Annotated in this window: 26 protein-coding genes; 9 read left to right on the top strand and 17 right to left on the bottom strand. The window is 40.7% G+C overall.

Annotated elements, in window-relative coordinates; all coding sequences use genetic code 11:
• Positions 1-66: 66 nt before the first annotated feature.
• The 11 genes from FCN25_RS10435 to FCN25_RS10385 form a co-directional block, all read right to left on the bottom strand.
• Positions 67-261 (bottom strand): hypothetical protein, encoded by a 195-nt coding sequence (locus tag FCN25_RS10435; protein ID WP_101033394.1) that lies wholly within the window; start codon positions 259-261, stop codon positions 67-69.
• Positions 262-340: 79 nt separating this feature from the next.
• Positions 341-517, bottom strand: a complete 177-nt coding sequence (locus tag FCN25_RS10430) for a DUF1328 family protein (protein ID WP_011639407.1) — start codon at positions 515-517, stop codon at positions 341-343.
• Between the two features lie 327 nt (positions 518-844).
• Complete coding sequence (gene arsJ / locus FCN25_RS10425) at positions 845-2,062, bottom strand: organoarsenical effux MFS transporter ArsJ (RefSeq protein ID WP_137224488.1); 1,218 nt, start codon at positions 2,060-2,062, stop codon at positions 845-847.
• Between the two features lie 5 nt (positions 2,063-2,067).
• Positions 2,068-3,078 carry an ArsJ-associated glyceraldehyde-3-phosphate dehydrogenase gene (locus FCN25_RS10420; RefSeq protein ID WP_137224485.1) on the bottom strand — a complete coding sequence of 337 codons (1,011 nt, stop codon included), beginning with the start codon at positions 3,076-3,078 and terminating at the stop codon, positions 2,068-2,070.
• Between the two features lie 61 nt (positions 3,079-3,139).
• A complete protein-coding gene (locus FCN25_RS10415) occupies positions 3,140-3,634 on the bottom strand; it encodes a tyrosine-protein phosphatase (protein WP_137224482.1) in 495 nt (164 codons plus the stop codon).
• Between the two features lie 75 nt (positions 3,635-3,709).
• Positions 3,710-4,729, bottom strand: a complete 1,020-nt coding sequence (gene arsB / locus FCN25_RS10410; protein ID WP_137224479.1) for an ACR3 family arsenite efflux transporter — start codon at positions 4,727-4,729, stop codon at positions 3,710-3,712.
• 64 nt (positions 4,730-4,793) lie between these two features.
• A complete protein-coding gene (locus FCN25_RS10405) occupies positions 4,794-5,630 on the bottom strand; it encodes a metalloregulator ArsR/SmtB family transcription factor (RefSeq protein WP_137224476.1) in 837 nt (278 codons plus the stop codon).
• A 157-nt stretch (positions 5,631-5,787) separates the two neighbouring features.
• Positions 5,788-7,389: a nicotinate phosphoribosyltransferase gene (locus FCN25_RS10400; RefSeq protein WP_137224474.1), complete on the bottom strand. Its 1,602-nt coding sequence runs from the start codon at positions 7,387-7,389 to the stop codon at positions 5,788-5,790.
• Positions 7,390-7,399: 10 nt separating this feature from the next.
• On the bottom strand, positions 7,400-8,254 hold the full coding sequence (prs, locus tag FCN25_RS10395) for a ribose-phosphate diphosphokinase (RefSeq protein WP_137224471.1): 855 nt from the start codon (positions 8,252-8,254) through the stop codon (positions 7,400-7,402).
• Positions 8,255-8,403: 149 nt separating this feature from the next.
• Positions 8,404-9,330, bottom strand: coding sequence for a sugar kinase (locus FCN25_RS10390; protein WP_137224468.1), 927 nt, complete (start codon positions 9,328-9,330; stop codon positions 8,404-8,406).
• Positions 9,327-10,352, bottom strand: coding sequence for an SPFH domain-containing protein (locus tag FCN25_RS10385; protein WP_137224465.1), 1,026 nt, complete (start codon positions 10,350-10,352; stop codon positions 9,327-9,329). The genes FCN25_RS10390 and FCN25_RS10385 overlap by 4 nt, the downstream gene beginning before the upstream one ends.
• A 143-nt stretch (positions 10,353-10,495) precedes the next feature.
• Here FCN25_RS10385 and FCN25_RS10380 point away from each other — a divergent pair, with 143 nt between their 5' ends.
• On the top strand, positions 10,496-11,194 hold the full coding sequence (locus FCN25_RS10380; RefSeq protein ID WP_137224462.1) for an NUDIX domain-containing protein: 699 nt from the start codon (positions 10,496-10,498) through the stop codon (positions 11,192-11,194).
• A gap of 15 nt (positions 11,195-11,209) precedes the next feature.
• Positions 11,210-11,662 carry a hypothetical protein gene (locus FCN25_RS10375; RefSeq protein ID WP_137224460.1) on the top strand — a complete coding sequence of 151 codons (453 nt, stop codon included), beginning with the start codon at positions 11,210-11,212 and terminating at the stop codon, positions 11,660-11,662.
• A 164-nt stretch (positions 11,663-11,826) separates the two neighbouring features.
• Here the strand turns inward: FCN25_RS10375 and FCN25_RS10370 are convergent, their stop codons facing one another.
• The 3 genes from FCN25_RS10370 to rihA form a co-directional block, all read right to left on the bottom strand.
• Positions 11,827-12,690 (bottom strand): alpha/beta fold hydrolase, encoded by an 864-nt coding sequence (locus FCN25_RS10370; protein WP_137224457.1) that lies wholly within the window; start codon positions 12,688-12,690, stop codon positions 11,827-11,829.
• Positions 12,691-12,877: 187 nt separating this feature from the next.
• Positions 12,878-13,786 carry a ribokinase gene (gene rbsK, locus FCN25_RS10365; protein WP_137224455.1) on the bottom strand — a complete coding sequence of 303 codons (909 nt, stop codon included), beginning with the start codon at positions 13,784-13,786 and terminating at the stop codon, positions 12,878-12,880.
• A 328-nt stretch (positions 13,787-14,114) separates the two neighbouring features.
• Entirely contained in the window at positions 14,115-15,056 is a 942-nt protein-coding gene (gene rihA / locus FCN25_RS10360; RefSeq protein WP_137224453.1) for a pyrimidine-specific ribonucleoside hydrolase RihA, read from the bottom strand.
• 317 nt (positions 15,057-15,373) lie between these two features.
• On the opposite strand from rihA, the gene FCN25_RS10355 reads away from it, so the two are divergent.
• Complete coding sequence (locus FCN25_RS10355; protein WP_137224450.1) at positions 15,374-15,625, top strand: YkgJ family cysteine cluster protein; 252 nt, start codon at positions 15,374-15,376, stop codon at positions 15,623-15,625.
• A gap of 35 nt (positions 15,626-15,660) precedes the next feature.
• Positions 15,661-16,116, top strand: coding sequence for an Rrf2 family transcriptional regulator (locus tag FCN25_RS10350; RefSeq protein ID WP_137224448.1), 456 nt, complete (start codon positions 15,661-15,663; stop codon positions 16,114-16,116).
• Here FCN25_RS10350 and FCN25_RS10345 read toward each other — a convergent pair.
• The 3 genes from FCN25_RS10345 to gpmM form a co-directional block, all read right to left on the bottom strand.
• A complete protein-coding gene (locus FCN25_RS10345) occupies positions 16,091-16,807 on the bottom strand; it encodes a divergent polysaccharide deacetylase family protein (RefSeq protein WP_137227383.1) in 717 nt (238 codons plus the stop codon). The genes FCN25_RS10350 and FCN25_RS10345 overlap by 26 nt on opposite strands.
• A 217-nt stretch (positions 16,808-17,024) precedes the next feature.
• Positions 17,025-18,158, bottom strand: coding sequence for a murein hydrolase activator EnvC (locus FCN25_RS10340; RefSeq protein ID WP_137224445.1), 1,134 nt, complete (start codon positions 18,156-18,158; stop codon positions 17,025-17,027).
• Positions 18,159-18,168: 10 nt separating this feature from the next.
• Positions 18,169-19,710 carry a 2,3-bisphosphoglycerate-independent phosphoglycerate mutase gene (gene gpmM, locus FCN25_RS10335; RefSeq protein WP_137224442.1) on the bottom strand — a complete coding sequence of 514 codons (1,542 nt, stop codon included), beginning with the start codon at positions 19,708-19,710 and terminating at the stop codon, positions 18,169-18,171.
• Between the two features lie 253 nt (positions 19,711-19,963).
• Here gpmM and FCN25_RS10330 point away from each other — a divergent pair, with 253 nt between their 5' ends.
• The 5 genes from FCN25_RS10330 (at position 19,964) to FCN25_RS10310 (ending at position 26,013) form a co-directional block, all read left to right on the top strand.
• A complete protein-coding gene (locus FCN25_RS10330; RefSeq protein ID WP_137224439.1) occupies positions 19,964-20,398 on the top strand; it encodes a rhodanese-like domain-containing protein in 435 nt (144 codons plus the stop codon).
• 206 nt (positions 20,399-20,604) lie between these two features.
• Entirely contained in the window at positions 20,605-21,078 is a 474-nt protein-coding gene (gene secB / locus FCN25_RS10325) for a protein-export chaperone SecB (RefSeq protein ID WP_137224436.1), read from the top strand.
• Between the two features lie 3 nt (positions 21,079-21,081).
• On the top strand, positions 21,082-22,098 hold the full coding sequence (gene gpsA / locus FCN25_RS10320) for an NAD(P)H-dependent glycerol-3-phosphate dehydrogenase (RefSeq protein WP_137224433.1): 1,017 nt from the start codon (positions 21,082-21,084) through the stop codon (positions 22,096-22,098).
• 125 nt (positions 22,099-22,223) lie between these two features.
• Positions 22,224-23,405, top strand: coding sequence for an NAD(P)/FAD-dependent oxidoreductase (locus FCN25_RS10315; protein ID WP_137224431.1), 1,182 nt, complete (start codon positions 22,224-22,226; stop codon positions 23,403-23,405).
• Positions 23,406-23,976: 571 nt separating this feature from the next.
• Positions 23,977-26,013: a TonB-dependent siderophore receptor gene (locus FCN25_RS10310; protein ID WP_137224429.1), complete on the top strand. Its 2,037-nt coding sequence runs from the start codon at positions 23,977-23,979 to the stop codon at positions 26,011-26,013.
• Positions 26,014-26,020: the final 7 nt, after the last annotated feature.

The following is a 26,020-nucleotide window of genomic DNA, read 5'->3' as shown; positions in this document are numbered from 1 at the left end:
TGCATTTTCAATAGAGAACTTAACGACTTTCAACGAATAAAATAGTTAATTTGATTGGTATAATGCTTAACAGTCAGGATCTTCTGCTTTCATACCTTCTTTAACATCTTCACATGCATCTTCAACTGCATTACCAGCATCTTGGATCATTTCATCCACTTTCTCGCCTGCGTTTTCAGCTTTGTTATCTGAACATGCTGATAAACCAGCCGTTAAAAACACCATTAAACTTGCCATTGTTAGTAATTTTAATAATTTCATATTCATCTCCAGGATGATGGTTGTAATCGAATAAACTTGTTTAAGTAACCTCAACTCTGATTAAGAGATGAGGTAAATACTATGCTCGGGGAGCTTTTCCTCGAATTGCATTGGCTACTAACGAAATCACTAGCAACACAATAAAAATAAAGAAAATAATTTTCGCGATGCCTGCTGCTGCACCTGCAATACCGGTAAAACCAAATAGACCCGCTATAACGGCTATAACTAAAAACATTAATGTCCAGCCCAACATAAAAACCTCCTTGGTGTACGGTTTACATTGTGATGTGCGTTGAATTTACGCTGACGATTTATACAAATATCTTATCTCCATCGTAAAAACGAACGATTCACACCACGACTATGTATTAGTTAAAGCCAACATCGTGCCAACTTTAACAAAACGTTATAAGACCATGATTTTTAGATATTTTAAATTTAAGGTAAGAAAATCAGTAATGAGGACGCCATAGACGAGCAGGCAATTTTTACCGATGATACGGTAAGAGTTTCAGGCTACCACGCCACCAATGCGAAATATCGATAAGTAAACAAAAATGCATCTAGTGGCTGTAATGGTTTACCCTTTATGAGGCAACTTAAGTGAAATTAAAGCTGCCAGTGCTACAAAGCCACTGGATATCCACAAGCAGGCTTCTAATCCATAGGCTTGATACACCCAACCAGACAGTACAGTTCCAATAAGCCGCCCCATGGCATTAGCCATATAGTAAAAGCCCACATCCAGCGACACGCCATCACTGCCGGCATAGCTAACAATTAGGTAGCTATGCAGTGATGAGTTAATCGCAAATACCACACCAAACACTAATAAGCCGATAACGACACTTTCCAGCACATAAAAATCTGCATGTAGCGCCACTGCAATCGCGGCGGGAATGAGCAATAAGTAAGTTGCCCATGCAAATGCAGCTCGGCCGCTCGGTACTTTGCCCTGTCGTTTACCGGTGAAATAAGGTGCAACAGATTGCACCACACCATAACCAATCACCCAGCTAGCCATAAAGCTGCCGACCCACCAATGATCCCAGCCAAAGGTTGTGGCTAAAAATACCGGTAATGCCACCACAAACCATACATCTCTGGCGCCAAACAAAAACATTCGCGCCGCCGACAGTAAGTTAATAGCCCGGCTTTTAGAAAAAATATCTTTGAATTTTGGTTTATTTTTCGCTTTGCCTAAGTCATCTTTTAAGGTCACTAAACTACATAACCATACAATGCCTAATAGTGAAGCCATTAAGATAATGGCGCCTCTAAATCCTAAGCTTGTGAGCAATACGCCACCTAAAAAGAAACCAATCCCTTTTAAGGCATTTTTAGAGCCCGTTAACAACGCCACCCATTGGTAAAGCTTACCCTCGGCATCTGCCGGCACCAGCGTTTTAATGGCACTTTTGGCACTCATTTTATTTAAATCTTTGGCAATTCCCGACAAGGCCTGCGCTGCCATAACATAAACGACAGTCAACATGTCTGCGGGTACGGTAAGCATAGCTAACGCCACTATTTGCAGACCTAAGCCAATATTCATAGTGTTATTTAGGCCAAGCTTTGCGCCTAACCAACCACCAACAAGATTAGTTACTACGCCAAAAATCTCATAAAACAAAAACAACATCGCTATATTTAACGGGCTGTAACCCAATTGATGGAAATACAACACCACCAGCATACGCAAAGCGCCATCGGTTAAGGTAAATGCCCAGTAATTACCGGTAATCAATAAGTACTGTTTTATCGATGGTGATAAGGAACGCAATGAATCCAGCCCCATAAGCATTATTCCTTATCTGCTAAGCCGACTTTGCGGGCAAGCTCAGCGGTACGATTGGCATATCCCCACTCATTGTCGTACCACACATACAGTTTCACTTGGGTGTCATTCACCACCATGGTTGATAAGGCATCAATAATGCTTGAACGCGGGTCGGTTTTATAATCTACCGACACTAATGGTCGTTCTTCATAACCCATAATGCCCTGCAGTTCAGTATCAGCAGCTTGCTTCAATAGTTGGTTTACTTCTTCAACCGTTGTTCCACGAGCCACTTCAAATACGCAATCGGTCAGTGACGCATTGGCTAACGGCACCCGTATCGCATGGCCGTTTAACTTGCCTTTTAGCTCTGGGAAAATATGGGTAATCGCGGTAGCCGAACCAGTGGTGGTTGGTATTAAACTAATGCCACACGCACGGGCGCGACGTAAGTCTTTGTGGGGAGCATCTAGAATAGTTTGAGTATTGGTAATATCGTGGATCGTGGTCATTGAGCCATGCTTAATACCTATCTTTTCATGAATCACTTTTACCACTGGTGCCAAACAGTTGGTGGTACACGACGCTGCGGTCACGATTGGATGAATGGCTTTGTCGTATAAATCATCGTTTACGCCCATCACAATATTGAGTACGCCGTCTTCTTTTACTGGCGCAGTTACCACAACCCGTTTGACACCTTGATCTAAATAAGCTTGTAGTAAGGCTTTAGTTTTTATCTTGCCAGAGGCTTCAATCACCACATCACATTTTGACCAATCGGTGTCTTGGGTGGCCATGTTACGGCTGCAAGGAATAGCTTTACCCTTAATCACAATGGCATCACCATCATGTGTCGCCTCATGGTGCCAACGACCATGGACTGAATCAAAAGTCATTAAATGTGCCAGCGTGGCTGCATCACCAGCAGGATCGTTAATATGTACAATTTCTACATCGTCCCAATCATACGCCGCGCGCATTGATAAACGTCCCATACGGCCAAAACCGTTAATGCCTATTTTTATCGTCATAATATTGTCCTAAGCTTACTCTCATTTTTAAGTCGTAATATCAAAGGCTAGTCACTAAATACTAACCATTAAATGCATCAAAATATTCACGTTGAACTGGATGAGCCAACGCCTTGGGTCGTAGAGCTTGCACTGCATTAATGACTTTATTTTTAGGCCAGCCTAAGCTTGCTAATATCAGACCAATCACCAACCCCGTGCGGCCCGAACCACCTTTGCAATGCACTGCTATAGTGCCTTGGTCATTTAACAATTTAATAATCTGGGTTTTATGAGCTAACCACTGAATTTCAAACTCTTGTCCTGGCGCTGCATCGTCAGCAATGGGCAGTTGAGCCCAGATAATGTTCTGTATGGTACATTCTGTGGGTAAATCCTCCGCTTCATTGCGCACTATTTCATCATCGAACATCAAAGTGATTAGCATTTTTGTACCAGCCGCCTTCAATGTGGCAATTGATGCCTCGACGGCTTCATCTTTAGTGCCTGGACACGGAGTAAAAATTAACTTAGCACCATTTTCTAACGTTAAAACATCATAAGGATGAGGTTGCATGGTTAACTCCGAAAAGTAACTTTAAAAAATTTTCAATAAATTGATTAATAAAACTGAACTCGTAAAACGACTAAATCAGTGGTTAAACCAATGTTGAGTTCGATTAATAATGGCCACTAGCGACAACATCACTGGCACTTCAACTAATACCCCAACCACTGTAGCCAACGCGGCTCCTGAATGCAGCCCGAAAAGTGATATCGCCACGGCCACAGCCAGTTCGAAAAAGTTAGAGGTACCAATCAAACAGGCTGGAGCAGCAATGTTATGTTTTAATTTAAGCCATTTAGCTGCTATATACGCAATAATAAAAATGCCATAAGTTTGAATAATCAAAGGCACAGCTATTAAGCCAATGGTTTTAGGATCTGACACAATGACCTTGGCCTGAAAACCAAACAGCAACACCACTGTGGCAAGTAAACCGATAATCGACCATGGTTTTAAGGTGGCCAAAAATGAGTTAACTGCGGCTAATCCATGGCGGCGATTAAGCAAGTAACGTGTTGTCACACCAGCAATCAGAGGCAATAGCACATACAACACCACAGAGATCAGCAAGGTTCCCCAAGGCACCTGAATATCGCTCACGCCAAGTAATAATGCAGTGATTGGCGCAAAGGCAAAAATCATAATTACATCATTAACCGACACTTGTACCAAGGTGTAATTCGCATCTCCTTTGGTTAGTTGTGACCACACAAACACCATCGCAGTACATGGCGCAACACCTAATAAAATCATCCCTGCGATATATTCTTGGGCAGATGCAGGGTCAACCATGTCAGCAAACAACACTTTAAAAAACAACCATCCTAATGTCGCCATGGTAAAGGGTTTAATTAACCAATTAATAACCACGGTCAGTAATAGTCCCTTGGGATTTCGACCAACATCTTTTATGGAAGAAAAATCAATTTGCACCATCATTGGGTAAATCATCACCCAAATAAACACCGCTACCACCAAGTTAACGTGGGCGATTTCAAGGTTAGCTATAACTTGAAAGATATCGGGCTGCCATAAACCTAACAACACCCCAGCCAACATACTTAAGCCAACCCATACCGATAAAAACCGTTCAAACATTCCCATAGCAAGACTCCAAACAATGAGGGTACAACACAAAAATATTAATCATGTTTTTTACAACACAGCATTAACGACAAAAACTCACCTTGTTCGGTCTATTTTGCATAATGTCTAACCGCTCTAATGGCGACATAATCAACCCAAGATTGTTTTCAGTGGTTTCTGCTATTACTGATTTGGCCCATAGAGGTAAGTTAGGATTGATACGATAAAACACCCATTGGCCGTGTTTTCTGTCGCTAATAATTGCCGCCTTTTTTAACAAGGCTAAATTGCGCGACACTTTAGGTTGGCTCTCTTCATTCAACGCTTCCATCAGCTCGCACACACACAGTTCACCGTGGTAATGGGCTAACATGATGCTTTTTAAGCGAATGTCATCGGTAAGGCATTTATAAAATGTAATAGGATCGAAATCGGTTAATCGTTCTGGGACAGATTGATTGTGATCTTCGATTTTTGTCTCGATGGCAATCTCATTAGAGGCCTTGGAAGTGACTTTATTTTCCACCAGCAAAAACATCGACAAACGATTGTTAAGCTCGGTCATGGTGCTTGAAAATGGATGATTGCCTTTACGGGTTTTAGGATCGGGGAAATCCCACGCCAATTGTTTACCAGCACCAGGGTAACTTCGACATTCAGTATTAGCTTTTTCACAAAGGGTAATCACATAATCAAACTGTCTACCGTTAAACGTTTGCACGCTTTTAGACACTAAACCTCGGGTATCAGCACCAAAACGCGCTATAGCATCAATGGCTCGGCTATCGACTTCTTCAGGGTGAGTTCCAGCACTAAACACATCAAATTGATCAGCCGCTTTATTGCGTAACAACGCCTCAGCCATTTGCGAACGCGCCGAATTGCCAGTACATAGAAACAACACAGTTTTCTTTTTCATAACGGATAAACAAGAAGTAAAAATATACGACTAAGTATATATATGAAAGTTTATATATACAAGTTCGGGTTAAAAAAAACCTACTTACTGATCTGTAAATAGGTTTCTATTTTTGTCTGTGTGCCTGTTAACCATCGGCTACGACGCGATAGTTAATTTAGCATGAAATCTGGCTATTAATCATTTCTCGTATTTGCGCTAGAGTCGTTTCTTTAACTAGTTGTCCATTTTCAAAAACCACGTCAAGTAAACCTTGAGATTCTTCGAGCTCAGTAACATCATCAAACAATACAAACTCACCATTAACTCGCTCGATTTTGAGTAATCCTTTAGCAGATTTTTTCTTAGTATCTGTTTTAGGATCTTTAAATATCGCCACTCGCTCACCGTTTTTAACCACACTAGTAGCTTTAACTGCTGAACCATGGGTATCACGGGTGACATACTGGTAGCTATAAGAACCAATTCCTAAAACCACTTTAGACGCAAAGCCTTTATCCATTAAACGCTGTAATATCTGACGTTGGCGCGGTAGAGTAATTGCATCGCCATAAATGGCACCAATATGCTCATCAAGTAACTTAAAACCTTTGTCTGTAGTAGTGCCACCAAAAATATCCCAAAGACACTCAATAAGCCCTTTGACTTCAAAGTCCATTAAACTAATGGTTTGCTTTTCTTCAAAACCAAAATACTCCCCATTCCAACGATAAGCTTCATAACCGTTGGTATTAGCATCTTTTTCAGCCTCATTCTGACTGTTAAACAATTCTGCATAATCAGATACTGGAGAGACTTTATATCCGGTCAGAATTTTTACTGGATCACCCGAGTCAGGGCGAATAACTAAGGTACCTTCGCGAGCCATAATCTCTTGTTTTAATTGCGGTAGATACTCAGTTACTAACGTCCAAAAATCCCAAGTGTCTGACACGACACTCAATATACCTTTAGGAGATTGTTCTCTCATTAAATATCTAAAAAACGCTATCTCACCTTCCATGATCCAAGAGCATGTCACCGAGTGCTCCGTGGCATCAACTGAACACCCCACTAGCTCAGCATCCACATTGGCACCATAATACTTTTCTGCAAATAGTACGGCGGGAATCGTATCGGTTCCAACTAGACCTGACGCCAAATGGCCAAAACCACTCATTGCCGCAGCTTGTTTACCAAACATACCTCTAAAGCTGAAGTCGTGCCCCTGAAAAGGCACAAAATCCATTGGTAACCCGGTTTTTTCTGCAAACTCTTTGAATACTTTCAAATAGGCAACTGACGTTGTTGCACTTGTTTGAATGGGCCAGTTTTCACAGCTCAACACAGTTTCAATCATGTTAGTTAACCACTGAAAACCCTCTTTGGTATTGACAACAGTGATCGGTGGAACCAAGTAAGGAACTAGCGAACCTTCAGGTAACGCTTTAATTTTGAGTGGTAAATAACCTAAATCGTGAAGATCTTCTAAGTATTTAACATTAACAGGGTAGCCTAACATTGCACTCAGAATGCGCTTATGATTGGCAACAGCAGAGGCTTTATCCACGTTAAAAAATTCGGCCCATTCGTCCTGTAAATAACTTTTAATAAAGTACTGTAAACCCACAAACGCAACTTTGTCGTTATTCTCAACATTACTTAACTTACCGCTTCTTGAAGTGAAGTTTGCATATACTTCAGTGACATCTGGATGATAAGCACGGCTATGAAATTCTTTATAAACATCTTTTTGCATACTTGCTGCTGTAATAGTCATGAGGGTTTCCTTACATCTCGATGATGTGTAAATTAATGTTTTTATTTTTTGTAAACTCTGCTGCAGGTTTAAACGAATCTGTGGTGTAAATCGTATCGATTAACCCATCAAGAACATCTAGGCCTTTTGAGAAAATACCGTGGGTAATAAATAATGATATTTCGATGGCACCTTTAGCTCTAAGGACTTTTGCCAATTCAATGAATGTACGACCGCCATCACAAATATCATCTGCAATCAGCACTTTTTTGCCTTGAACGTCCCCTATAATTTCGGTACTGATGATGTCACCACTTTTAAGATCTCGAATTTTCTGAGCTTGAATAACCTCAGGTTCACCCTTAAATGCTTCGGCAATCTTAATCGTTTTTTTACTGGCTCCGGCATCAGGAGAGATAAGTGTTAACTCTCCCGTTGCTAAGCGTTGGCATAGCTCTTCGTAACGCATAAGCAATGACAATTGGGGGATATTGACAACTCGGTGTAACAGCGCTGGAGAAACATCACTATGGGCATCCCATATTGTGACTTTAGAAAAATTAAGTTGATTGATGAAGTTTGCCATAACAGAAGCACCTAATGCTTCTCCTTCGACACATACTCTATCTTGGCGAGCGTAAGGGAAATAAGGGATGACTAATTCAATTGGGATGCTGTCATTTGACAGTCTTCTTAATGCGTCTACCGCCACCATTAATTTTACAATTTGAGATGAACTGGTTAAACGAGCAAAAATTTCGATTTTTACTGACGTTAATATCTCTTCTATATTAAAGCGGATGTGCTCTTCGCCGCCAGAAAAAGTAAAAGTGTCGTAGTTAAATACTGTTTTATTTCCTGATAAATCGTGACTAAATACATTCATGTTAACTCCTTTTAATATAGTGTCTGTGGGACACTATATAATGTAACAAAGATTCTAATCTTAAACAAGAACTTTGTGTCAATAGGACACATTTATTACTGTTTAAGAAAAAAAGTAACAGCTAATTCAACTAACTGATAATAAAAAATTTACTCTTTTTTAATTAAATTACCGACACGCGAACTCATTGAAATATAGGCAATCACGCCAGCATTGAACTCAATTGCATCTTGCTCAATACCATCTGAAAAAATCACTCCATTTTCAGGCATTTTTGATGCCATAGAAAAACAGGATTGATTTGAAATTTGACCAAAAACGAGTTTGCAACCGGTTTTAACTGAAGGAAATGGCTCCCTAACGGAATAATAGAGATATGGGCTGGCCCACGGAAAACCGTCTGTAAGCTCATTATGTACAGGCTGCTTTGCGATGCCCCTTGCGCCTGCCAGAATGCTTTTAAACCAACCAGTGGATCCCAATCCGGTACTAATGATCACACCGCTTGAACTTTGCTCTTCATGTTGCTCATTAATGGATAATGTATAACGTGCGGATGAATGTGTTTTGGGACCAATAAAAATATCGTTTACCGCTAATAGAGTCTGACCTAAATTGGTGTTCACTTCAGCCATGGAAATGTTGTCAGTGGTGACAACACCGCTTAAGGTTTGTAAAACAATATCTTTCAGCTCCCCTATCAAAAAAGGTAGCAGTTTACCTTCATACACTGATGGCATTGGATTAATTGCAATAACAGGTTGCCCATTAAGGTACTTCAAAGTATTAGCGACCAAACCATCTTGTCCAATCACTATAACAATGTCATCTGGTGAAAATAGGTAAGTAGACAATACACTTCGTTCAAGCAATTGTACGCGGCTAATCGTTTTAAGATAATCAACAGCAATATTGATAACATTGGTGTATAGGTAGTTTTCTTCTTCGTAGTCAGTAAATGATTCACCTAAATGCTCAAGATAAAACTTAGCTTGGCCTAAAGTACAATATTTTTGCTTAAGTTCTTCAAGTCTAGTTTTGCGAGTCACTACCACCATTTTTCGGTTTGAAATCATCCGCGACTCCCATCTTGTCGATTAGTTAACGCCAATAATAAATCAGGTGAGAGATTTAGATTGCCAACCTTATTGTCCCCTTGAGTCAAGTTTTCGATTGCCTGCGCAATCAATTGCTCTGGCTTCATGCCACTCATACTCATGACTTTAAGCTTTTCAATATCAATATTTTGATAGGCTTGCATCTGCACTTGTATTTTATAGGCTTGCACATCTCCACGCGCTCTTTCGTTTGCAGCATTAATGGTAACTAACTGCTCTAATTGCTTCTCATCTTCTATTTGAGCTTGGATGGTTTCTTGATTAATTTTAAATTGTTGTTGCTTTCGAAGTCGCGCCGCTTCTAACTTCGATGTTTCAAGATCCTGCTGTTTCTTTTGAATCGCTTTTTCTGTCTCTAACTCAGACTCTTTAACACTCTTTTCTTGCTCAATACTGGCTAGACGCCTTGCATAAATTGCGGAGTCAGCTTCTTTCAACAAACTTTCTCTGATTTCCGCCTCCAGTGCCTTGCCTGTTTCTGGCGTTGGTTTGATTGCGGTTAGTGATACATCTGTAATCCCAACCCCTAGGCTCGTAATAGCGTCAATACTACCCAGTCCTTGTTTAAGGTCTAACGTCAGTTGTCGAGCGCATGTTAATGCATTTTTTAACGTCATAGACTCAATATGATTACGCAGTAACACTTGTACAGCTCGCTGAACACGTTCGTCTAATTTTTTAGGGTCATCAGAAACATACTGCCCTGTAGGCTCAATAGTAAAATTGAGCATTTTTGCTGCCTCACGTGGTTTTTCAATCCGATAAGTAATTTGTCCCTGAAGACTTAATTCTTGGAAGTCTGCCGTTTGTAGTCTGAAGACAAAAGGGAGTTCTTTACTATTACTTGGAATAGCAACCAATGATGAGCTTGGCGCATAGTAGAAAAAACTGACTCCTACGCCTTCTTGAATAACATTGCCTTTTTTAAATAGCATCAAGTGTGTAGATGGATCTGCTTTTATATATTTTAAACCAAACATAACAACCTCCAGTTAATGTCTCTTTGACACAATCAATTGTTGTCCCAAAGACACAATCATGTCAATGCTTATTTTTTAATTGACGAAAGTCTGATGAATCATTAATGTGTCGTAAAGACATAAAGAGGTTGTGATAAATAGAAATGACTGAAAAATACGATATCAACCAGTTCAAAAACCCATTATTTACCGTAGATAGTGTGCTATTTACCGTAAAAGATACGGCATTAAAAGTGCTTATGGTAAAGCGTGCTAACCAACCATTTATAGGTTGTTGGGGGTTACCTGGCGGGTTTGTTGATATTGATATTGATGACACAACGGATAAAACCGCACTGAGAAAGCTCAAAGAGAAAACCAGTATTGAGCCGCAGTACATTGAACAATTACAAGCATTTTCAAGCAAAGATAGAGATCCTAGAGGCTTCAGCGTTACTTTGGTTTATTTTGCATTAATTGCTGAACAAGATGTGTCGTCGCATATAGACACGGTTGAAGACGTGCAGTGGATTGATGTTAATCAATTAAAAAGCTTATCTATTGCTTTTGACCATCAATACATTATTGAGCAAGCGAAACTACGCCTCCAACAAAAAGCATTATATTCAATGGTACCCGTTTACTGCTTGCCAGAATATTTTACCGTTGGCCAACTTAAAACAGTTATCGAGACCATTATTGAAAAAACCATTCAACGAAAAAGCTTAATTCGCCGTATTGAAGCATCTGAAATGTTTGCAACAATAGATGAAAAAGTTAAATCAGGTGGCCGTTTAGCTCAACTTTACAAAATAAAACCGGATGTAGACATTGTTAATTTCGAACGTAATTTAAGTGCTTAAGGATAAGATCAAATAGTGCTTATATACATCGACATGGATGATGTGCTCTGTGATTATACCACCGCTTTTCATCAAGCAATTAACCTGACACCATCCATTGCATTCCCGCAGTCACAATATGGTTTTTACGCAAACCTAACGCCAATAATAGGTGCTGTCGAAAGTGTAAATACCCTGATCAAATCTAATAAATTTGATCCTTATATTCTCACTGCCCCATCGAACAAAAATCCACTGTCATATACAGAAAAACGAGTATGGATAGAAAAATATTTTGGTATCGCCTTCACTGAAAAGTTAATTATCTGCGCAAATAAAAGTCTTCTAAAAGGGGATATATTGATAGATGACCAATTAAGTGGCAGAGGACAAGATAAGTTTGACGGGCAAGTCATACATTTTGGATCGATAGAATACCCAAACTGGAAAAGCATCATAAATACACTAACTCAACACAATCTTAGCTAGGCATAATAGCAAATAAGCCATCTAAGAAGGCATACCGTCCTTGCCCATTCAGATAAACTAGTATTGTCTGGCTGTATTATCATTACCAAAACTCTAATCGACAAAAGTAGTTTAGTGGTCAACTATGTTGAAACCCCATATGAGTATCAACATATTAACTAGCATTAATGCTTATCTAGCCAATCCAACGCTAATGGCCACAAGGCTTGAGATTTACTGCTAAAAAACTTCATATGACCGATTTCTGATAACCCATGTTCACTTGGCGTTAGGGTTAAGGTTTGACCATTAAGTTTAGGAAACACCGACATCATGTCTGCTACGTTGGCATTATTGGCAATATCATCATCCACCGCATTCACCCACAATGACGGTAAAGTCAGTTCGTTATAACAATGTTGATGCACCGTTTTACCAAAAGCCGTTTTGACATAACCTTGGCCGTTACACCATTGCTGCCATTGTTTGGCAACGCTCTTTGGCAGTGGCTCTCCCATACCCAGCCACTGAGACTTAGTATGACCAAACATCGCATTACTTAACGGAATAAAAAAGTTCATAAAAAAATGCGCTTGAATTAAATAGGCCAACTTCATATTTGTTAACTGGCCAGAAGAACATGCAAAATTGAACATTGAACTAATGTCCGTCGCATTATGCATTAATCCTATTAGTTGGCCACCAGCACTGTGGCCCACCAAATGGTATTTAGTTTGCGGAAATGTCTGTTGTAAACATTCCAGCACCGCTGGCATGTCTTTTTCGCCCCAACACTGCAACGATGCAGCATTTTGAGCAATTGGCCCGGTTGATGAGCCACCAATACCTCGGTTATCAAACGTAATAACGCCATAATCATTATTAGCAAGGTAGTTAGCAAAACTAGCGTAAAACAGTCTTTTAATCCCTGTAGCAGGCGCCATCATCACCGCACCTTTCACTGTGCTAGTGGGCTGATAAACGGAGGCAGCAAGTGATTCACCGTCGCTGCATGTTATTATTATTTGCTTTACATTTTGCAGACTCATCGTGTTGTCATCACACCTATTTGGGGTTAATCAATATTACCTATATGCCAAAGTAACAGATATTGTCATACAGGCAATAAAACCGTCTATTTCATGTCAAACTGAAATATTAAACGGAAATGCTATGTTTGATTTAAGACCATAAAACATAGCAACAAGTGTGTTGTCGTCAATCCACAAATAGTCATTAAATTAATTCTTTTCTATATGGAATACTGCTTTGCGCCCCATGATGTGTGACGGCAATAGATGATGCTTTATTGGCAAATTCGACGGCATCTTTTATGCTTTTTCCTTCATCTAATGCCACCATTAATGCGCCATTAAAAGTGTCTCCAGCGGCTACAGTATCAACTGCGCTGACAGTGGGAGCGGGAATAATTTGCCCTTGGCCTTGTTCGCTTAGGTAAGCCCCTTTGCTGCCAAGCGTAATGATGACGATATTGATACCTTGTTGATGAAGATACTCTGCGGCTTTTGATGCGCTTTGTTGATCGACAACCTCAATTCCGCTTAATGCCAAAGCTTCTGTTTCGTTAGGGGTGATAATATCGATTAAGCTCAATACAACATGACTAAGTGTCGCTGCGGGTGCGGGGTTTAGAATGGTTGTGCAATGATATTGTTTGGCCAGTGTTAATGCCTGCTGCACACTATCAATAGGCGTTTCTAGTTGAATCAACATGTAATCAGCTTGAGCAAATAATGCTTGTTGTTGCTGGATATGTTGAGCAGACAAATAGGCATTAGCGCCAGGAACCACCCCAATACTGTTTTCGCCATGTTGGTTAACAAAAATCACCGCTGTGCCAGTGCTTTGATTGGCAATCTCATAACAGCCGCTTAAATCGATACCATCAGCGGCCCAAGTTTTTCGCATTGTTGCTGCATTGCTATCGTCACCAAGAGCACTGATAAAATAGATATTTTGGTCAGCATTACGTAATCGTGCCGCTGCAACCGCTTGGTTTGCGCCTTTTCCGCCCAATTCTAGTCGATATTGCTGACTGATTAAGGTTTGCCCTGCTTGGGGTAATTCATCAAATGTTAAAACATGGTCGGCATTGGCACTACCAACAACTAATAAAGTACTCATGGATATCCTTAGTTGCCATGCAAGAACTGCATGGCATGAGTTAACTAGGTGCTGCTGATCTTTTAAGTTTTTTTTGCAGCGAATTTGTTGGTCCATAATTAAAATTATGAGTTACAAGGCTGAGGCTTTATGGTGTCGTTATTCTACATAAAAAGCTGACAACACAGTAAAAACGATCAACAAATGCTGCCCGAAGGGTTCAGCAAAAGCGGTTTACTCTTTGTTGAGCGATTCTTTGATTAGCGAGTGGTGCTTAGATGACTAGGCAGCAATCCACTCGCCTCGATTAAAACGCTTTTATCTCAAACAAAATTTAACCGGCAAAGATCTACAGACCCGAGTAATCGTTTAAACGCTCAACGATGAAATCAACAAAACCAGAGCGATCAATATTAAACAATACTTTGGCATTGTGCGGTTTTCCGGTTAATTGATAACGATCAACCACAGTCATACCTTGGGTATGCTCACCTTTGGTTTCGATACCTACCCAGCAATCGATGGCAGTAAATAGCGACGGATTGAGCAGCCACGCAATAGTACAAGGATCATGTAATGGCGCCCCAGTGAAACCCCATTTGGGATCGCGATGGTAAATCATGAAAAAGTCGAGTAGCTCGGCAACGCATTTAGCTATCGGGTTGTTAATCGCTCTAATTCGCTCAATATCCTCATCCATAATTTGTGCTTCATGAGTAACATCTAGGCCACACATGACAATGGGAATACCTGATTTAAACACCATATCAGCAGCTTCTGGATCGACAAAAATATTAAACTCCGCAGCAGGAGTCCAATTGCCAACGCCAGCTGCACCACCCATTAAGACAATACTGTCTATGTTACTATGAAGTTCAGGATGTGCAGCAAGAAACAGTGCAATATTCGTTAATGGGCCAGTAGGAACCAGTGTGACAGCTTGCTGGCTGTTTCTAACTTTATCGGCCATTAATTCAATGGCACTTTGTGCCACTGGAGCGAATGCAGGATCTGGCAGTTTTGGACCATCAAGGCCACTTTCGCCATGTACGTTGTCTGCAATGATCAATTCTCGCGCTAAAGGCTTAGGTGCACCACCCGCAACAGGAATATCATGACGACCGAGTAATGTTAATACCCGCAGTGCATTATTGAGGGTTTTTTCCGGAGTTTGATTGCCTGCACTGGTTGTTACGGCTAGCACATCGAGCTTAGCAGAACTGAGTGCTAAAATAAGTGAAATAGCATCATCATGACCGGGATCGCAATCGAGAATAACGGGACGTTTCATAGGTAATAGCCTTATTCGAATGTACGGTTAATGTATCACTTGGTGAGCAGAGCATTCATACTTAAACGATAAAAATGTGATCTAATATCAAGATTAAGCAGACAACTCATCGCGATTGAATGCAGTTAATATAAACTCACTTAAGGCAATTGAAGTCTGATACGTGTTTCAAATGTTATAAAAAATAATTATGTAAACAAAACACATATTATCAGTGACATAACATTTACAGTGCGACTTAATTGCAGCTTTTTCCAATAGCGCTTATCTGACTCATATATAATGGGTGTTTTCTGTTTGAAAGCGTGGAGAAGAGTATGGATTGTCGTTTAGGTTGTGGTGCTTGTTGTATCGCACCTTCTATTACAAGTGCGATTCCAGGTATGCCAAATGGTAAACCTGCTGGAGTACGCTGTATTCAGCTAGATGATGATAATTTGTGTATGATATTTGGTCATTCTGATCGTCCCGATGTTTGCGCTGATTTTAGTGCAAGCATTGATGTATGTGGCACAACAAATCAGCAAGCTTTATGGTTGATCACTGATTTAGAATCTTCAACGTGCTAACGTGCTAACTTAATTTACCTTGGATCTTTTAGCTCATGCAACTAACCCGATATACAGATTTTGGTATCCGCATTTTAATGTATCTTGCGGTGCAACCCGAACGAGAAAGCTTGTTTCGAATTGCAGAAGTGACCAGTGTATTTGATCTTTCTTCAAATCATGTGGCCAAAATTATCCACCAATTAGGGAAGCTGGGGTATTTACACACAGTTAGAGGTAAAAGCGGTGGTTTTAGATTAGCAAAAGCGGCTGATGATGTACTGCTTGGACAACTAGTTCGCGATTTAGAACACTCATTAGCGCCAATCGATTGTGAGTCGCCTTATTGCCGTTTTACGACAGTCTGTCGATTAAAAGGCATTTTAGGTCAAGCGGTTGCGGCTTACTTGGCAGTACTAGACCAATATACTCTAACCGATATTGTCGCTAATAGAACCGATATATTGTCTACTTTACCGGATTTGTCTATTTCAGTGTTGCAGTTGGATTAGGCTGGCCAGCGGTTGCAATACCAACTTCATCGAATAATTGAGATGTCGGCACTAATATGATGCCATTTTCTTTTAGACGAGCTAAGTTAGCATTTAAAAATCGAATGGTTTCAGGATAAGGATGAGCAATAGCAACAAGGCTGCCTTGCTGTTTCGATCGCGTTATTATCTGTTGAAATTGTTTCTCTAATGCATCTTCATTAATATCGTTGTCTAGAAACACCTGCCTTCTGAGTAATGGCACGCCCAGTTTTATCGCTTGGTTGCTGGCTCGGGTGTATTTAGTGGTAACACTGTCGACAAAAAACAATTGTTGTTGCTTTAAACTCTGCATTACCCATAACATCGGTTCATCCATCTGAGTCAATAAGCTACCCATGTGATTGTTTGCCCCTTTAGCAAACGGAATACTAGAAAATGCACTTTGTAATTGCTGTTTAATTTGTGCCTCACTCATATCATTAGTTAATCCGCCAGGTCCTAACGCTTTACCATTTAAGGCTTGCATTGGTAGGTGCAACATAATTTCATGGCCTTTTTTGTGACCATCTGTGGCCAGTTTCTGACCCAAGGGAGTATGAGGAAGCACCGATAAAGTAATATTCTGTGGTAATGACAATGCCGCTTCGTCAGTTAGGCGATAACCAATATCGTCAATGATGATGGCAAGTTTAGCGGCGGTAGCAGGCATGATGCTACTGAGTAAGAATAGGATTAATAATAGCTTTGGCACAAATTTAACTTATTTTGGTTAAGTGAGTAATTGTTATTTTTTTGATCTCTGCATAATTATAAGCACAGTTATAGCCAGTGATATAGTGCTAATTGGCAGTCTTACTTATTAACTGGCGCGGTAAGGGACTAAAAAGTGACAAATAATGAGCGAATTAACTGTTGGGTTCTCATGTTTAACGGCAATAATATGCGGGATCAACCGCTTTACCCTTATTACGAATTTCAAAATATAAACCAGGCTCACGTTGCCCGCCTGAACGACCAACAAGTGCAATAGACTCACCGCTTTTTACCATATCACCAGGTTGCTTTAATAGCGTTTGGGCGTGACCGTAGAGGCTCATATAGCCTTTGCCGTGGTCAATCACTAATACCATACCAAAACCACGTAACCAGTCTGCATAAATCACTTTCCCTGATGCCACAGCATTGATATTTTGCCCTTCTGGTGCAGCAAGTACCGCACCTTTCCAAACAATTTGTCCAGAGCGGCTACTACCAAAGCGTTTACTTATTCTGCCGTTAGTTGGCCATTTCAATTTGCCTTTCTGGCTTGCTATTCCGTCCATTGTTGGGTTGGCCTTTGCGGCCAGCATGGCTTGCTGCACAATACGTTTTAAACTCGCCTCTTCTATTTGCAGTTGTTCTAATTCCGCACCTTTACTGGATAAGGTTCGTTGTAATTGAGTCAATGTTTGTTGGCGTTGACCTTGCTCTTTAGTTAATTGCAGTGCTTGTTGTTTTTGGTCTATGACTAACGCATTGAGTTTTTGTTGAGCCGTGACTTGCTGTTGCTTAACGGTATCTAAATCGATACTGGTTTGCTTGAGCTGCTTAATGGCCTTAATTCGGGCATTATTCAAAAATTGATAATAAGCTAGCATACGTTCAACGGCGGCAGGTTTTTGCTGGTTAAGCATCATTTTGGTGTAATCATGATTACCGGCTAAATAAGCACTCGACAACTGATTTGATAAAGTTTCTTGTTGGCTAGTTTTGAGGCTGGCGAGTTCGATTTGTTGCTTGTCGAGTTCGCGAAGTTTGGTATTAACGGTCGCGAGAGATGTTTGTGATTGATTCACTTTTTGAGCTGCTTTGGCAATCGCTTGCTCATCACTTTTAAGTAACGCAATCAGCTTCTCTCGTTGCTTAGCAGTGTCTTTCAGTGAATTTTGCTGCTGGTTTATCTGCACTTGAATAGACTTCAAAGCCGATTGGCGTGAAGACAAATCAGCGCTATTCGCTGTAAGTGAAAAGATTAGAAAGCCAGCTATAATGCTGGCTTTTACAAATAAACGAGTTATCACGAGTTAATGTTTACTCTTTAAGGTCAATGATACAGCGTCCAGTCATTTCTTTCGGGATACTTTGGCCCATTAAGGTTAACATAGTTGGCGCGATATCACTCAAACGTCCACCATCTTTTATAGTGGCGTCACGACCGACATAAATAAAGGGCACTAAGTTACTGGTATGAGCTGTAAATGGTTGTCCGTTAGAAGGATCTTTCATTTTCTCTGCATTACCATGATCGGCTGTAATCAAGCATTCACCATCAACTTTCGCTAACGCTTCGACGACCCGGCCAATGCATGCATCAACCGCTTCACAGGCTTTAACTGCGGCATCAAAGTTCCCACTATGGCCTACCATATCACCATTTGGATAGTTGCAAATGATCACATCATATTTTGTAGACTCTATTGCGGCGACCAATTTATCGGTTAATTCTGCTGAGCTCATTTCAGGTTGCAGATCATATGTAGCGACCTTAGGCGACTGAATTAAAATACGATCTTCACCTTCAAATGGCTCTTCTTTGCCGCCATTGAAAAAGAAGGTCACATGGGCATATTTTTCTGTTTCTGAAATGCGCAGCTGAGTCTTATGCAGGTTTTGCAGGGTTTCACCTAAGGTATTGACTAAATCACTCGATGGATAGGCTACCGGAGCGTTAATGTCTGCAGCATAGTCTGTTAGCATCACAAAGTTGATTTTTGGTGTTTTATTACGTACAAAACCGTCAAAATCAGGATTAACAAAACTACGAGTAAGTTGACGAGCACGATCAGCGCGGAAATTCATAAAAATCAGCGAATCGTTATCGTTTAATACCGCAGCGTCCCCTTGAGCATCAACAATTGCAGAAGCTTTAACAAACTCATCATTTTCATCGCGAGCATAAGCGGCGTCCAATGCTTCTGGCGCCGATGTGTAAGTGTATTGACTTTTGCCTTCGGTAATTAATTCGTAGGCTTGCGATACGCGATCCCAACGATTGTCACGGTCCATCGCAAAGTAGCGGCCAATCATAGATGCAATACGGCCATGACCTAATGAGGCAAATAGCTTATCAAAATGTTCTAAGCTTTTTTTAGCACTACGAGGAGGTGTATCTCGGCCATCTAGAAAAGCGTGTAAATACACTTTGGTTGCACCACGCTCAACGGCCATACGGCACATAGCTTCGATGTGATCTTCATGACTATGTACACCACCAGGGGACAATAACCCCATAATGTGAACAGCACCCTTTGCTGCGATAGCTTTATCTACTGCATCACAAAGCACAGGATTTTTTTCAAACTCATGGTCAGCAATTGCTTTACTGATACGAGTAAGCTCTTGATACACAATTCGGCCAGAGCCAATATTGATATGACCTACTTCAGAGTTACCCATTTGACCATCGGGTAATCCGACGTCCATGCCAGAACCAGAAATAAGACTATGAGGATATTGTGCATTAAGCTTATCTAAAACAGGAGTATTGGCACTAAAAACCGCGTTATATTGCGTATCTTCACTGTAACCCCAGCCATCAAGAATAAGTAATGCGAGTGGACGTTTCTTTGTCATTTTGCAAATACCTTTTTAAGTTAAAAATAGAAGTGTTAGAAAATTTCAATTGAATTAATATTACTACTTATCGATAGTGTGCAAAAGGCATATAGGTTTGAAGATATAACTAAAGCAACGGATAACAATAGGTCAGTTGCAAATAACTCGACTTAAACCGTTTATTTTAGGTGTTTCTTTAATGAAAACTGCCGAGCAAACCGATATACTCGGGGCCATCTCATCTTAGTCATCGTCAGAGAAATCAATAATTATGCAAGAATATATGGAATTTTTTAAAGCAAACCCAATGTTAAGCTTAGCGTGGGTCGGCTTGTTTGTAGCACTTGTTGTTAGTGTCATAAAATCTAGCACATCAAAAGTGAAAAACGTCAGTCATCAAGAGTTAACACTCATGGTAAATAAGCAAGATGCCAAAGTTGTTGATGTGCGTAGTAAAGAAGAATTTAAAAAAGGCCATATTGTTGATGCGCTCAATGTGACCCTAACAGAAATCAAAAATAATCAAGTCACTAGCCTTGAAAAGTTCAAAACTAGCCCCATTATATTAGTATGTAACTCAGGTATGACATCGTCACAAGCAGCTCAACTTCTTACTAAACAAGGGTTTGAAAACATGTTTAACCTTAAAGGCGGCATGGCTGAATGGCAGAGTGCAAATTTACCCGTAGTTAAAAGCAAACGTTAATATTATGACTTAATGGTATGCGGTGTTAATGAATGTAGATATCCGTTAACACGGCTTATTATCAAGATTTTGTTCGTTATCATTTATCGAGCTGGATCAACTTTACGGGATTGCACTAATGTTAGATTAACTCTTTTCATTAGGCGTAACAGCCCAACACAATTAGCTTCACAGAAAAGCTAAATAACATTGATAGGTAGGAAATTATGGCTGAAGTAGCAAACAACGAAGCACAAGCACCACAGTTCAACGTTCAGCGTATTTATACAAAGGATTTGTCTTTTGAAACACCAAACAGCCCTGCTGTTTTCCAGAAAGAATGGAACCCAGAAGTAAAATTAGATTTAGATACTCGCAGCAACAAGCTGTCTGACGACACATATGAAGTCATCTTATCGTTAACGGTTACGGCTAAAAATGGCGAAGATACCGCTTTTTTATGTGAAGTTCAGCAAGCGGGTATTTTCTCAATTGTTGGTTTAACTGAACAACAACTTGCACATTCTTTAGGCGCATATTGCCCTAACGTATTGTTCCCATACGCACGTGAATTAGTGGGTAACTTAGTTGGTCGTGGTACTTTCCCACAACTAAACCTTGCTCCAGTTAACTTTGATGCTCTATTTGCTCAGTACGTTCAACAGCGTCAAACTGCAGCAACTGAAGAAGCTACTGCGTAATTTATGAATAACGCTGCCGAAATTACGGTATTAGGGGCGGGGTCTTATGGCACCGCCCTCGCTATTTCTTTAGCCAGTAACGGCCATAAAACGTTGCTTTGGGGTCACGATCCTAAAAGCATGAAAGTTTTAGCAGATAGTCGCTGTAACGAGCGTTTTTTACCCGGCATTCAGTTTCCTGATTGTTTAGCAATCGAACCGGATTTAGGTAAAGCGCTCGCAGCAAGCCAAAATATCCTAGTGGTCGTGCCAAGCCATGTATTTGGTGATGTACTCAAACAAGCTAAGCCATTATTACGCAAAGATGCCCGGATTGTGTGGGCGACCAAAGGGTTAGAGCCTGAAACAGGTCGTTTATTACAAGATGTTGCACGCGAGCAACTTGGAGAACAATATCCGTTAGCGGTATTGTCTGGCCCTACGTTTGCTAAAGAGTTAGCTGCCGGTTTGCCTACCGCCATTTCTATTGCAGGGACTTGCCCGCAGTTTACCAATGATTTGGTTGAGTTACTCCACAGCCCAAAACGATTGCGCGTTTATGCTAATGACGATTTTACCGGCCTTCAACTCGGTGGCGCGGTTAAAAACGTGATTGCGATTGGTGCCGGTATGTCCGACGGCATTGGCTTTGGTGCTAATGCACGTACAGCATTAATTACCCGAGGTCTAGTCGAACTTAGCCGTTTAGGTGTCGCCCTCGGCGCCGATGCCTCAACTTTTATCGGTATGGCTGGTTTAGGTGATTTGGTATTAACTTGTACCGATAATCAATCGCGTAATCGTCGTTTTGGCCTGGCATTGGGCCAAGGTAAAGATGTCATAACCGCGCAAGAAGAAATTGGTCAAGTAGTCGAAGGTTACCGCAACACTAAAGAAGTGTTTACCCTAGCTAAACGCCTCGGAGTAGAAATGCCGATTACAGAGCAAATCTATCAAGTGTTGTATCAAGGCAAAGCACCCGTTGAAGCAGCAAAAGAGTTACTCAGCCGAGACAAAAAGTCTGAAACACTCAAGAAATAATGCAACAGATCAGTTAACTTAACCGTGAGTAGATACCAAAAAGGATGCTAAAATAGCATCCTTTTTTGCATTTAATGTTTATCCATTAAACACAAAACAACCAATTTCAACGTGTGGAGTATAGCGTGGAACATCATGATGTAATCATTATCGGCGCCGGTGCGGCAGGATTAATGTGTGCTGCTACAGCGGGCTACCGAGGTCGTGATGTGTTGGTATTAGATAACGCCAAACAAGCGGGTAAGAAAATTCTTATCAGTGGTGGTGGCCGTTGTAACTTCACCAATCAAAAAGTTGAACCACATCAGTTTATATGCGGCAATCCACACTTTGTAAAATCGGCATTGGCGCGCTATCGCTCGAGCGATTTTATTGAGCTGGTTGAACGTCATGGCATTGAATACCATGAGCGCGAACATGGACAGTTGTTTTGTAATGACACTGCCAAAGAAATCGTTACCATGTTAATGACCGAATGCGAATGGGCCGGTGTTAAGGTAAAGCTACGTACTGAAATGCTCTCTGTTAGCAAGACCGAAGCAGGCTTTAATTTAAGCACGTCAAATGGCGACTTTAGTTGTGAATCATTAGTGATTGCTACTGGCGGTTTATCCATGCCGAAATTAGGTGCTACGCCTTATGGTTACAAGCTTGCCGAACAATTCGGCTTAAAAGTATTACCTACCAGCGCTGGCTTAGTGCCTTTTACTTGGCATAGCGATCAAAAAATCCGGTTTGAGCCATTATCAGGCATTGCAGTGCCAACCACTATCACGGCACAAGATGGCACCCAGTTTAGCGAAGCCTTATTGTTTACTCATCGTGGTCTATCTGGCCCTGCTGTGTTACAAATTTCAAATTACTGGCATCCAGGTGAAGCGATTTCAATCAATTTACTGCCCGGTGAAAATGCATTAGATAAAATTGAATTTGCACTGAAACATCACCCAAAACAAAGCCTACGCAACACCCTAAGCCAGTGGTTACCAAAACGCTTGGTTGAAGCCCTATTTGAAGAGTCTCAACTGGATAAAGCCCTAAATCAACTCGGGCACGGCGAGCGTGAAAAGCTGGCTAATGATTTAAACGACTGGTCTATTGTTATGAACGGTACAGAAGGCTATCGCACTGCCGAAGTGACTTTAGGTGGCGTCGATACTAATGAATTGTCATCAAAAACCATGCAAGCGAACAAGGTCTCTGGATTATACTTTATTGGTGAAGTTATGGACGTAAGTGGTTGGTTAGGTGGGTTTAATTTTCAGTGGGCGTGGTCATCTGGTGTCGCGGCTGGATTGGCTGTTTAGTTGTTTTTTAATAAGAATGATGTAATTAAACTAAAAAATTATCAAAAAATGAGTGATTACGTTCCACGCTTAGAATACAGCAATTAATTAACCTTCAATGAAGTGATTTACTGCCCGCCCTCAACCTATATATCAGTCACAAAAAATGCAGGCTTAATGGTGGTAATTAGGTCATCGACAACGTCGTCATTTTGACGTGGTTCTGCTTGATATATCGACCATGACAATCCTGCCATGATAATCAAAAATATACTCGAGAATACCTATCCTGCATCGATATCCAACAATAATGTGCAAAAAAGAATAACCCATAAATTTTGTGCTGTGGTGATGAACTTATCTGTTGCTGAATAGTGTCGATATCCATGCTTATGATCTCAAAAATGAGCATAAGTTTACAAACGGATCGATTTGTTGATTCCTTTGATGTTGAATTCCCTCAAAATAGTTCATAATCTTACCCTACGCCATACTATTTTAACTATATAGTGTAAATTCATAGTGTAATTTTTGATGCTTTAATCATTAGATTGACACGCCTGCTATTAGAACAGTGAAGGAATTGTTGAAAATGTTAAAGTTGAATATTACTTTTTATACTGCATTATTAGGGGTGTTTGCGAGTACCAATAGCATTGCAGCCGAATCAAACTCTCTCGATCTGAGTCTACAAGAGTTACTGAATGTTGAAGTGACCTCGGTATCAAAACAAAAGCAGCCCTTGTCAAACTCACCTGCTGCAATCTATGTTGTCACAAGCGAAAATATTCATAATTCTGGGGCTACCTCAATTCCGCAAGCACTTCGCGATGTGCCGGGCCTGCATGTAGCCCAGATTGACTCACAAAAATGGGCGATCAGTAGCCGTGGTTTTAACGGTCGCTACAACAATAAATTATTAGTATTGATGGATGGCAGAACCCTCTATTCTCCTGTATTTTCAGGTGTCTATTGGGAAGTGCAAGATACACTGATGGCCGATATTGAACGTATTGAAGTCATCCGTGGCCCAAGTGCTGCTATGTGGGGGGCTAATGCGGTAAATGGCGTGATTAATATTATTACCAAACACAGTGCTGATACTTCTGGTGGCTATGCTGAACTAGGCGCTGGTGATTATGAGCAAGGATTTGCTGGTTTCCGTTATGGTTCGACATTATCGGACAATGCAACATCGAGAGTGTATGTAAAAGGTCATAGTAAAGATTCTCTTGAGCATGATCCACAAGATCTCGGTGACTACCTTGTGGGGCCTTCTGCAAGTGTTGATAAGGATAACGACTGGACGCATCTACAAGTCGGCGGCCGCGTTGATATAGAGCTTGAGACAGGTACCAGCCTTATGTTGAGCAGTGATTGGTATCGCACTCAAATGCAGCAAACTTCCTATTATCCGACATTAGTTGGTCCGTCATATCTTGAATATAATAGTGACGAAGTAAACAGTGATGGCTTTAATCTGTTATCAAAGTTCACCAAAGCGCTATCGCCAACCTCTCAATATAGTCTGCAAACTTACTACGATTATGCAAAAAGAGACGATGATTGGTATGGTTTTAGTAGTGAAACCCTTGATATTGATTTCCAGCATCAACTGCTTTTAGGCCAAAATCATAATATTGTCTGGGGACTAGGTTACCGCTTTATAAAGGATGATTTCGACCCAAGCACTATTATTGTAAGTAGTGAGTCAGCATCAACTCGAACTAATTTGTGGAGCACATTTGTTCGTGATGAGATGACGTTAATAGACGATGAATTATGGCTTACTTTAGCAACGCGAGTTGAACACTTTGACTACACAGGCTTTGAGATCCAACCCAATATTCGATTAATGTGGCAATTAAATAAAAAAAATAATTTGTGGGCCTCGGTTGCACGTGCAATCAGAACACCATCGCGGGTAGAAAATAATCTCTCTGTTAACGCACAAAATATATCGCCTTCGGTTGAGTCGCCATTGGTCAGTATATGGGTGGCTGGTAACGAGAATTATCAATCTGAAGAAATTATTTCCTATGAATTGGGTTACCGTGTTACTCCTGCAAAAAAATGGTCATTTGACTCAACAATATTTTATAACGACTATAATAAGCTTCGCAGTGCTCTCAACAGCACAACAGATTTCAGCACGTTTCCCAATTACATTTCGCAATACTTAACATTTGAGAATGATCTTAAAGGACATAATTATGGATTCGAGTTCTCTTCTATGTGGGCAGCAACCGATGCTCTCCAATTCAAACTGAACTATAGCTTTATTCAAAATGAGTTTGGTGAAAATCAAAGTCAAAATACTGATGCGCCAGAGCATATGTTGTCAACAATGATGGACTGGAGTATTACTGATGATATCGATCTTAATCTAGTGTGGCGGTTTATGGGTGATGCTTATGTCATCAATACCAATGACCTTAGCACTAAGACCATTGATAGCTACCATGGTTTAGATATTGGGTTGCACTGGGCTGTGACTCCTGATGTCTTGCTATCGGCGTTCGGAAAAAATTTACTTCATCCTGCCCATCTTGAGTATGAAGGAGAGAACTATCAATTCCCTTATAGAGTTGGGCCTAGTTATTACGTTAAAGCAAGCTTAACCTTTTAAGCTTGCA

Source organism: Shewanella sp. MEBiC00475, assembly GCF_005234075.1.
Taxonomy (GTDB): Bacteria; Pseudomonadota; Gammaproteobacteria; order Enterobacterales; family Shewanellaceae; genus Shewanella; species Shewanella polaris.
This window is presented reverse-complemented; position numbering and strand designations above follow the sequence as displayed.

Bases quoted from the DNA above. Each gene is read 5' to 3' on its own strand.
- FCN25_RS10415 (WP_137224482.1), bottom strand. From the start codon at position 3,634: ATGCAACCTCATCCTTATGATGTTTTAACGTTAGAAAATGGTGCTAAG.
- arsJ (WP_137224488.1), bottom strand. From the start codon at position 2,062: ATGGGGCTGGATTCATTGCGTTCCTTATCACCATCGATAAAACAGTAC.
- FCN25_RS10350 (WP_137224448.1), top strand. From the start codon at position 15,661: ATGCAACTAACCCGATATACAGATTTTGGTATCCGCATTTTAATGTAT.
- gpmM (WP_137224442.1), bottom strand. From the start codon at position 19,710: ATGACAAAGAAACGTCCACTCGCATTACTTATTCTTGATGGCTGGGGT.
- rbsK (WP_137224455.1), bottom strand. From the start codon at position 13,786: ATGAGTACTTTATTAGTTGTTGGTAGTGCCAATGCCGACCATGTTTTA.
- arsB (WP_137224479.1), bottom strand. From the start codon at position 4,729: ATGGGAATGTTTGAACGGTTTTTATCGGTATGGGTTGGCTTAAGTATG.
- FCN25_RS10310 (WP_137224429.1), top strand. From the start codon at position 23,977: ATGTTAAAGTTGAATATTACTTTTTATACTGCATTATTAGGGGTGTTT.
- FCN25_RS10345 (WP_137227383.1), bottom strand. From the start codon at position 16,807: ATGCCTGCTACCGCCGCTAAACTTGCCATCATCATTGACGATATTGGT.
- rihA (WP_137224453.1), bottom strand. From the start codon at position 15,056: ATGAAACGTCCCGTTATTCTCGATTGCGATCCCGGTCATGATGATGCT.
- FCN25_RS10380 (WP_137224462.1), top strand. From the start codon at position 10,496: ATGACTGAAAAATACGATATCAACCAGTTCAAAAACCCATTATTTACC.
- FCN25_RS10400 (WP_137224474.1), bottom strand. From the start codon at position 7,389: ATGACTATTACAGCAGCAAGTATGCAAAAAGATGTTTATAAAGAATTT.
- FCN25_RS10385 (WP_137224465.1), bottom strand. From the start codon at position 10,352: ATGTTTGGTTTAAAATATATAAAAGCAGATCCATCTACACACTTGATG.
- FCN25_RS10370 (WP_137224457.1), bottom strand. From the start codon at position 12,690: ATGAGTCTGCAAAATGTAAAGCAAATAATAATAACATGCAGCGACGGT.
- FCN25_RS10355 (WP_137224450.1), top strand. From the start codon at position 15,374: ATGGATTGTCGTTTAGGTTGTGGTGCTTGTTGTATCGCACCTTCTATT.
- prs (WP_137224471.1), bottom strand. From the start codon at position 8,254: ATGAATGTATTTAGTCACGATTTATCAGGAAATAAAACAGTATTTAAC.
- FCN25_RS10435 (WP_101033394.1), bottom strand. From the start codon at position 261: ATGAAATTATTAAAATTACTAACAATGGCAAGTTTAATGGTGTTTTTA.
- FCN25_RS10405 (WP_137224476.1), bottom strand. From the start codon at position 5,630: ATGAAAAAGAAAACTGTGTTGTTTCTATGTACTGGCAATTCGGCGCGT.
- FCN25_RS10420 (WP_137224485.1), bottom strand. From the start codon at position 3,078: ATGACGATAAAAATAGGCATTAACGGTTTTGGCCGTATGGGACGTTTA.
- secB (WP_137224436.1), top strand. From the start codon at position 20,605: ATGGCTGAAGTAGCAAACAACGAAGCACAAGCACCACAGTTCAACGTT.
- FCN25_RS10390 (WP_137224468.1), bottom strand. From the start codon at position 9,330: ATGATTTCAAACCGAAAAATGGTGGTAGTGACTCGCAAAACTAGACTT.
- FCN25_RS10330 (WP_137224439.1), top strand. From the start codon at position 19,964: ATGCAAGAATATATGGAATTTTTTAAAGCAAACCCAATGTTAAGCTTA.
- FCN25_RS10430 (WP_011639407.1), bottom strand. From the start codon at position 517: ATGTTGGGCTGGACATTAATGTTTTTAGTTATAGCCGTTATAGCGGGT.
- gpsA (WP_137224433.1), top strand. From the start codon at position 21,082: ATGAATAACGCTGCCGAAATTACGGTATTAGGGGCGGGGTCTTATGGC.